The organism is Rhodococcus sp. 24CO, from assembly GCF_050586165.1.
In the GTDB taxonomy this organism is placed as follows: Bacteria; Actinomycetota; Actinomycetes; order Mycobacteriales; family Mycobacteriaceae; genus Rhodococcus_F.
The window spans coordinates 1-593 of record NZ_JAZFNF010000076.1 but is presented as its reverse complement, the minus strand read 5'-3'; the positions used below and the strand labels follow the sequence as shown (position 1 = coordinate 593).

1 protein-coding gene is annotated in these 593 nt (G+C 60.4%); it reads right to left on the bottom strand.

All coding sequences use genetic code 11. The features are described 5' to 3' along the window. On the bottom strand, nt 1-551 hold a 551-nt coding region (locus V2B23_RS30910; RefSeq protein WP_430953698.1), incomplete at its 3' end, for a phosphopantetheine-binding protein. Between the last annotated feature and the right edge of the window lie 42 nt (nt 552-593).

Genomic DNA, 593 nt, shown 5'->3' with positions numbered 1-593 from the left:
AGCACCGCTTGCACCGTGCTCGCCAAGCTCGGTTCGTCTATTGCCTCCGGCAGATTCAGCATCACCGCTTGAGAGAACCGATTGAACCCCGATGCGCTCCGCCCAACGAGCCACCGCATGATCGGCGTCAGCGGAACCTCTCCGATCCCGCCCCCAGGCAGTTCTTCCAACCTGACTGCCGGGGAGCCGTCACCGAAGACAGCAACCTCCGCCAACCCAGCCACTGTTTTACGCTCGAACACATCTCGCGACGAGAAAACTATTCCGGCCGCCTTCGCCCGTGAGACCAACTGAATCGCTACGATGCTGTCGCCGCCGAGGGAGAAGAACGAGTCTCCTGCTCCCACCGATTCGAGTCCCAGCACTTCCTCGAACAATCCTGCCAACGTCGATTCCATCTCGGTTTCCGGCGCGACGAATGTGTCGAGTCGCTCGTCAAAATTCGGTGTGGGCAATGCATCCCGATCGATCTTCCCATTCGGCGTCACCGGCAACTCGTCAACCACCACCACCGCCGCCGGCACCATCTGCCGAACCACACGCTCCGCCATACAATCCACAATCTCCGAAGCATCCAGGCTCACAGACGGTTC